5 protein-coding genes are annotated in these 7,353 nt (G+C 40.0%); 4 read left to right on the forward strand and 1 reads right to left on the reverse strand.

Translation table 11 applies throughout. The annotated features are described in order from the left end of the window. Nucleotides 1-150: 150 nt before the first annotated feature. The 3 genes from E5A76_RS18520 (at nucleotide 151) to E5A76_RS18530 (ending at nucleotide 4,321) form a co-directional block, all read left to right on the forward strand. The gene (locus E5A76_RS18520) at nucleotides 151-2,130 is read left to right on the forward strand and encodes a HAMP domain-containing methyl-accepting chemotaxis protein (protein WP_053989148.1); all 1,980 of its coding nucleotides are present in this window, start codon (nucleotides 151-153) and stop codon (nucleotides 2,128-2,130) included. 2 nt (nucleotides 2,131-2,132) lie between these two features. Further along, nucleotides 2,133-3,479 (forward strand): ABC transporter substrate-binding protein, encoded by a 1,347-nt coding sequence (locus E5A76_RS18525; RefSeq protein ID WP_161119828.1) that lies wholly within the window; start codon nucleotides 2,133-2,135, stop codon nucleotides 3,477-3,479. A gap of 176 nt (nucleotides 3,480-3,655) precedes the next feature. Then, the gene (locus E5A76_RS18530) at nucleotides 3,656-4,321 is read left to right on the forward strand and encodes a response regulator transcription factor (RefSeq protein WP_107165854.1); all 666 of its coding nucleotides are present in this window, start codon (nucleotides 3,656-3,658) and stop codon (nucleotides 4,319-4,321) included. Between the two features lie 101 nt (nucleotides 4,322-4,422). Here the strand turns inward: E5A76_RS18530 and E5A76_RS18535 are convergent, their stop codons facing one another. Further along, a complete protein-coding gene (locus tag E5A76_RS18535) occupies nucleotides 4,423-5,061 on the reverse strand; it encodes a hypothetical protein (RefSeq protein WP_237458805.1) in 639 nt (212 codons plus the stop codon). A 479-nt stretch (nucleotides 5,062-5,540) separates the two neighbouring features. Between E5A76_RS18535 and E5A76_RS18540 the strand changes: the two genes are divergently transcribed. Continuing rightward, the gene (locus E5A76_RS18540) at nucleotides 5,541-6,920 is read left to right on the forward strand and encodes an ATP-binding protein (protein WP_161119830.1); all 1,380 of its coding nucleotides are present in this window, start codon (nucleotides 5,541-5,543) and stop codon (nucleotides 6,918-6,920) included. The last annotated feature ends 433 nt before the right edge of the window (nucleotides 6,921-7,353 follow it).

Below are 7,353 nucleotides of genomic sequence, written 5' to 3' on the forward strand. Positions count from 1 at the left end.
AAATACCTGAAAGACTTTAGAAGCAATAAAGTGTGATCTTGATATTGATTCTGTTCTAATTTTTTTATTTAGAGCAGTGAAAAAAGTATATTGAAAGTAACCGTTTCAGGATCAGCTACGGCGTGATTAAATTATAAATAGAAGTCTCTTATGTCATTATCAATAGTTCAGCGCACCATCGTCGGCTTTATAATAATGTTTATTCTTATTGCCGTTGTTGGAAGCATTAGTTATATCAACACCAACCGAATCCATGATCGACTAAAAGATGTTACTGAGGTTTCCACACCTATGGTAATTTCTGCGAGTCAATTATTAGCTAGTCTTCGTGAAAATCAGTTAACCGTTATTGATTACCGTACAACCTCATCTTCTGCTTTATTAGCCGAGCGTAAAGCTGCTGTGGATTCTGCGCAGAATGAATTCCGTACTGCGAAAGAGCAAGCGTTAAAAAATGCCATTGATAGCGAAGCCAAACAAAAGCTATCAACAGCGTTAGTAGCAGCTGATAAGTTTTTTGAGCTATCTCAACAAACTATAGATACCCAAAATAAATGGGTAGCGGTGAATGATCGTTTAACTGATTTAAACTTATCTTTTTTACGGTTAGAAGATACCTATCAATGGGCGGCAAACTTATTACTGCAACGTGCCAGTGTGAAACGCTCGTTAAGTAATCGTGCAGAGCTTATCACCAGTGGTATTAGCCGTGATTTGAAAAACGTTCGTCGTGCAGATAAAAACACCGATTTTGCTAAATTAAGTAAAGTGTTAGCAAAAGATATTGAGCTTGCCAAACAAGGTCTTGAGCGTATTAACGTGCCTGAAGATGTCAAAGCTCGCTATGCTCGTAACTTACAGCGTGTTCATGATTTAGCTTTAGGTAAAGATGGGCTGCTGGCTGTCATGGAGCAAAACAATCGTCTTGAAAGCGAACTCGCTAACCTAAGCCAACAATCTAACCAGCAAGTTGTACTTACACAAACGGCACTAAATGACTACATGCAATACGCAAGTAGTAATGCTTACAACAGCCGTAATGCGGCAGATGCGGCAGCGAATCAAGCCACTTACAGTATTGTGATTGCGTGTTTAATTTCAGGTGCGATTGCACTGATCATTGCCTTTACCACAGCGAAAAGTATTCATACGCCATTGGCTCGTATTAACGCAGTCCTACGTAAGATGACTGCAGGCGATATGACGCAGCGTACTAACTACCAATCATCTTGTGAATTTGGTGCCTTATCACGTTCCATTGATCAGCTTTCTGAAAGCATGACAGAGATTTTAACCAAGATTAATGATGGTTCATTGCAGCTAGTAACAGAAGCGAAGAAAACGGCTGTTACGAGTGAGCAGGCAATGAGCCGAGTGGAAGATCAAAAGCAGCGTACTGATCAAGTGGCTGCTGCGATTTCTGAGCTTGAAGTGAGTGCGAAAGAGATCTCACGCTCTTCTGATCTAACGGTTAACGAAGTTAATGAAGTGAATCAAGCGGCACAACAAGGTCGTGATTTAGTGTTAACAAGCCGCAATATCACAGAGCAGCTTTCCGTTGATATTACAGAAGCGGTAGACATTACCCGTAAGCTAGAAACCTTTACTGTTAATATCGGCAGTATCTTAGATGTTATTCGTGGCATTGCAGAACAAACTAACTTATTGGCATTGAATGCAGCGATTGAAGCGGCGCGTGCAGGCGAGCAAGGTCGTGGTTTTGCTGTGGTTGCGGATGAAGTGCGTGCATTAGCAAATCGTACTCAGCAATCAACAGAAGAAATCAATGAGATGATTGAAAATCTTCAACAAAGTGCAGAGATGGTGACATCGGTTATGGCGCGTAGCCATAAACAAACCGAGCAATGTGTTGAACAAACCCGTTTAACAGATGAAGCATTACAAACCATTGCTGATCGTATGCGTTTGATTTTTGAAATGGCTGAGCAAGTTGCCCATGCAACGGCTGAGCAGATCTCTGTAAGCCAAGATGTCGCAGAGCACATTAACGGTATTGCCAACGTAGCGTATAACGCAGAGTCGGAAGCGCGTGAATCAGCAACCAGCAGTGAAGCATTATCTAAGTTAGCCGCAGAGCAACGCCAATTGATTGAACGATTTAAGGTATAAACATGAAACAGACAACTTCTACTTTTATTTATACAAAGGTTCAATCAACACTTTGTCGTAGCCTGATCGCAGCGAGTGTATCGCTTGCTGCTGTTGCTCCAATGTCTGCGTTGGCTGAGGTTCAAAAAGCATCACTTAGTGGTACGGTATTAGTGGACTCTTGGCGACAAGATGATGCGATTTGGAAAGATAAGATCATTCCTGCGTTTAACAAACATTATCCAAATATTAAAGTGACCTATCGTTCGCCTGAAGGCTTAACGGCATTTCAAGATGAATTAAACACCAACTTAGCAACGGGTAAAGCAGGAGACTTGATCGCTTGTCGTCCATTTGATGGTTCACTTGCACTGTTTAAACAAGGGCACTTAAGCGATATTACCGAAATGCCGGGGATGGAGAACTTCCCAAGTTTTGCGCTTAGCCCTTGGCAAACTGATTCAGGTGCGCAGACCTTTTGTTTACCAATGGCATCGGTGATCCACGGCTTTTTCTACAACAAAAAAGTCTTTAAAGAGCTTGATTTAAGCGTGCCGAAAACCACCGCAGAGTTTAATCATATCCTTAATATGATCAAAAATAACGGTCAGTATATTCCTCTTGCAATGGGAACCAATGATAAGTGGGAAGCGGGCACAATGGGCTTTCAAAATATTGGTCCTAATTACTGGAAAGGGGAAGATGGTCGTTTAGGTTTGATCAATGGCTCTGAGCGTTTTAACAGCCCACAATATCAACAAGTATTCCAAGAGTTGGCAAATTGGGGACGTTTTTTAGGTCAAGGTTATCAAACGCGTAAATATGCAGATTCCATCGAGCTATTTAAAACAGGTAAAGCAGCTATTTATCCTGCGGGTTCTTGGGATATTAGTACCTTTACCGGTCAACTAGATTTTGGTGTTTTCCCACCACCAGTTGAGAACAAAGGCGATGAATGTTACTTCAGTGATCACACCGATATTGGTATGGGGTTGAATACGAAAGCAGAGAATAACCCAGCGGCGAAAGCCTTGTTGGAGTGGATGACAACAGCTGAATATGCCGAGTTATTAACCAACGCAATACCGGGTTTCTTCTCGCTATCTAACCACTTCTTTGATGTGGAAAACCCGATAGCAAAAGAGATGATGGCGTGGCGTAACGAATGTGATTCAACAATTCGTAGCTCAGCGCAGATCTTATCTCGTGGTAAAACCAATTTTGAAGCTCAAATCGATCAAGCCAGTGTGGCAGTGCTAAATGGCACGATGACACCGATGCAAGCAACAGAGTTGGTTCAATCTGGATTAGATGAGTGGTATGTACCACAACGAGAAGCCAAAGTAGCGAGCTTGATCTGCCAAGAATAGTTGTTTACATAACAGCCATTAAACACATTAATAAAGCGATGATTTCGAATGAGATCATCGCTTTTTTTGTTTAGTTGTAAATTTTTACAATTGATATTGAGAATGGTTATCTTTATTGTTGTTATTTGATGGTTTGGTGATTAATATGCAACGTCTTCAATTCTAGGTAAGTTGTTGTGTCAAAAATATTAGTTGTCGATGATGATGTTCAATTGTGTGCATTGCTAACAGAAGTGCTTGAAGATGAGGGGCATGAGGTCAGTTGTGTTCATTGTGGTGAATCTGCAATGGACTATTTGCAATCGACGGGTGTTGATCTGGTTTTACTCGATGTTATGTTACCGAACTTGGACGGTATGCAGGTAGCAAGGCGTATTTGTCAACGTTTTGCCACACCGATTGTAATGCTTACCGCGCTGGGTGATGAAACTACCATGCTAGATGGGCTTCAAGCTGGCGCAGATCAGTTTTTGGTGAAACCGTTTAAAGTTGAAGAGTTATTAACACGTATTACGGTTACGCTCCGCCGTGTTGGTCTTGAGCGTCAGCGACAATGTTTACCATCAAGTACACCAGCGCTGGAAAGTCAGTTAGCGCGTTTACCTTTAACGGGGACTGAGATGGATTTACTCAAGTATCTGATTAAGCATAACGACATTGTGATCTCGAAAGCCGAGTTACAAAAAGTGGTACTAAAGAAAGAACTAAGCCCGTTTGACCGAAATCTAGATATGCATATCAGTAATATACGTCGAAAGATGGTGTTAGCTGGAATGTCTAAACAGCACATAAAAACCGTACGAGGTAGAGGCTATAGTTATTCAGCCTGTGTGTCGGAATAAAGCCTGTTAAGGTGAGTATCTAAGAGACAGTGAATAAACTAGAACGCAATAAATAAGGCGATCATTAGATCGCCTTATTTGAATGGTTAGTGCTGCTGAGATTAGTTTTTGAGTACACGGTTATTTGAGAAAGTCAGTAACGCCAGGTTAAACGGCATAGCTTTGTTTTCAGGGTAATGCTCAGCGAACAGTAACTCATCACGTGACTGATCATAGCTATGTTGTAAGTAGCCATAGCCACTTGGGTATTGCAGGTTCCACAGATCACTTTTCGCAATACGGCTAACTGCTAAAAATTGTCCGATATAGCTTGCTTTATTCGGCTCAATTTCAAAGCGCACATGCATATCTTTGTTATTTTGTGACGTTAGGGTTTTGTTACCGTCCGAGCCTTCAAGCTTGATACTGAAAATTTCGTATTCACCAACGGGTAACTCAATACTAAATAGATGACCGCTAACATTCGGGTTTTCAAAATGCCCATCTTCATTGTTATTGGTGATGGTAATAACGTCATCCATGTTACTTGCAGTACTGTTAGCAGTGTCGACAGGGCGAATATTGATAGTCGTGATCAGGTTTTTACCTGTTTTCGGCCATTCGGTATTTGCGCCTAACGATCCAACCAAATAGCCCGTAGCTTTGTTTTGTTCAAAATAGCTATCTGGAACGGAGATTTGTAACCCTGAAGAACACCCAGTTAGCAGCAGGGCTAATAATACGAGTAACGTCTTCATCATAGAACGTCCTTTTACTTTGATGAATGGCTAAGAAGAGTAAGGTTATGCGCTTTTGTTAAGAATACAAAGTAATAACCTAACTCTATTGTTATGCAAAAATGGTAACTCGTCTATTTAAAGGCGAGTTTTTGTGAACGGTGTTAGCACTCAATCTTAGATTGAAGAAAGTAGTTATACCCAAGTGACTTCAATATGCCTGATTCAGAGCGAGGTCACTGAGTTGAATTCAAGGAAGACAACGAAGCGGAATAGCGAGCTCTTTCCAAGTTGTTTGACGCAAGAAGTCGGCTCAGTGACACGCTCCCAAAGGGCGAGCGTCCTTAGCTCTCAGACTTTGTTAACGATTCTCAATGTAGAACCACTATATCTTCGAATCGTTGCCGCGCCTGAGAACTAAGGTCGTCTCGCTGAACATAGCATCTTGAAGTTACTTGGGTATATAAGTAGAGAGAGAAAAATCGGTGAGTGTAATAAGTGCAATGAAAGTGAGACGAAGCGTACCGCAGCCTAAAAAAAGTTTAGTGTTCCGTCTTTTTTCCTACTTTACGATTGGGTTATTGCTGATATTAGGTTTACAGAATCTTGCTGAAATTGCCCTAGTTAAAACCATGCTGCATGTGCCATATCGGGTACAGCATGACATCATGAATATGGCGGTTGACGTTGAACCTGTGATTGCGCTAAACAGCCCGGCATCGTTAAAACAGTGGGAAGAGAAACAGAAGTATTATGCTTTTGTACTTGATCAAAATAATGATGAACTCAGCACTAGAGAAATGCACCCACACTTTGAATTTAAGCTCAAATATGCCAGAACATTAAATACGATTTTAGATTCTCGTGTTAATCAGCCTGTTTTTATGATCCCACTTAAAAACGGCAATAAATTGGTGGTGCAATTACCGCATCAATTACACCCAGCAAAGCATTTCAAACTGTATTTTGGGTTAATCCAAGTGGTGATAGCACTAATGATCACCTTGATGTTTTCCTACATTATCGCTCGTTATTTAAAGCAGCCGTTAGATACGCTGCGCCATGCTAGTCGTGATTTAGCCAACGGTGATTTTTCGGTTCGTGTTACTCATGCGCTAGGAGATAGTGTTAAAGAGTTTAATGAGTTGGCGACAGATTTCGATAATATGGCAAATCAAATACAACTATTAACAGAAAAGCAGCGTCGATTAATCCGTGATGTTTCTCATGAATTAAGAACACCATTAGCTAGACATAATCTTTCACTGCATTTATTGCGAAAACGGACCGCACCAGAATATTTACACTTAGTGGATCGTTTAGAGCAAGAATCGCAAGAAATGAATGAATTGGTCTCGGAAATTTTAGAATTTAGCCAGTTTGAAAATGCCACTGCAAAAATCCATTTAATTCCTGTTGATGTACAAAGTTTCTGTAGTTCTACCGCAGAGCAGTGCCAAATATTAAAAGGTCGTAATCAGACGATTGAAACGTTTTTTGAGCGCGAATTGCCTTTGGTTCATGCCGATACACGTTTATTAGTTCGTGCGATCAAAAACTTAATAGGTAATGCGATTAAATATGCTGGTGACAATGCAACTATCTGTATTAAAACGGCTAAAGTTCAGCTTGATGAGCAATCCTACGTTACGATCACGGTTAAAGATAACGGTAATGGGATCCCAGAACAGCACTTAAAACATATCTTTGATCCCTTTACACGGATTGAAGGTGCACGTGATAAGTCATCCGGTGGTTATGGTTTAGGGCTGGCGATAGTGAAAGAAGCCATGCATGCGATGAAAGGCAAAGTTGAAGCCTGTAATTTAGAAAGTGGGGGATTGAAAATAATACTTTATTTCCCTGTTAATGATGACCAGTAAAAACTTAGCTTAAAACACAGCACAAATATGACTATTGAGCAGATGATTTTCTTGGGAAAGTCATCTGCTTTTTTATTTATTGTCCGTTTTTTATAAAGGATATTCCTATTTGGTAAATTGCTGGTGATGTTACCAAATTCCTATTTGGTATATAAACTGATAAAGGTTTAATTGATTGATAATTCAAACCTATTGAAGCAATAGATATTTAGAATTAGATGGATTGAGCAAATTGTTTTAAATTTGCTCCAACGGACGAGATATGATTTTGTAAGACATTTTTTATTGATTTATATCAAATTAAATATTTTGTTTTAAGTCAGTTTATAGGTGTCGAAAAAATTGAAAAATAACTGTTAATTATTTGAGTGTTAAATTCTCAAAAAGCATAAAACCCAATTTAAAATTTCAATTTTAATGAATTATGTTTCGT

It is taken from the genome of Photobacterium lucens, assembly GCF_009873615.1.
GTDB lineage: Bacteria > Pseudomonadota > Gammaproteobacteria > Enterobacterales > Vibrionaceae > Photobacterium > Photobacterium lucens.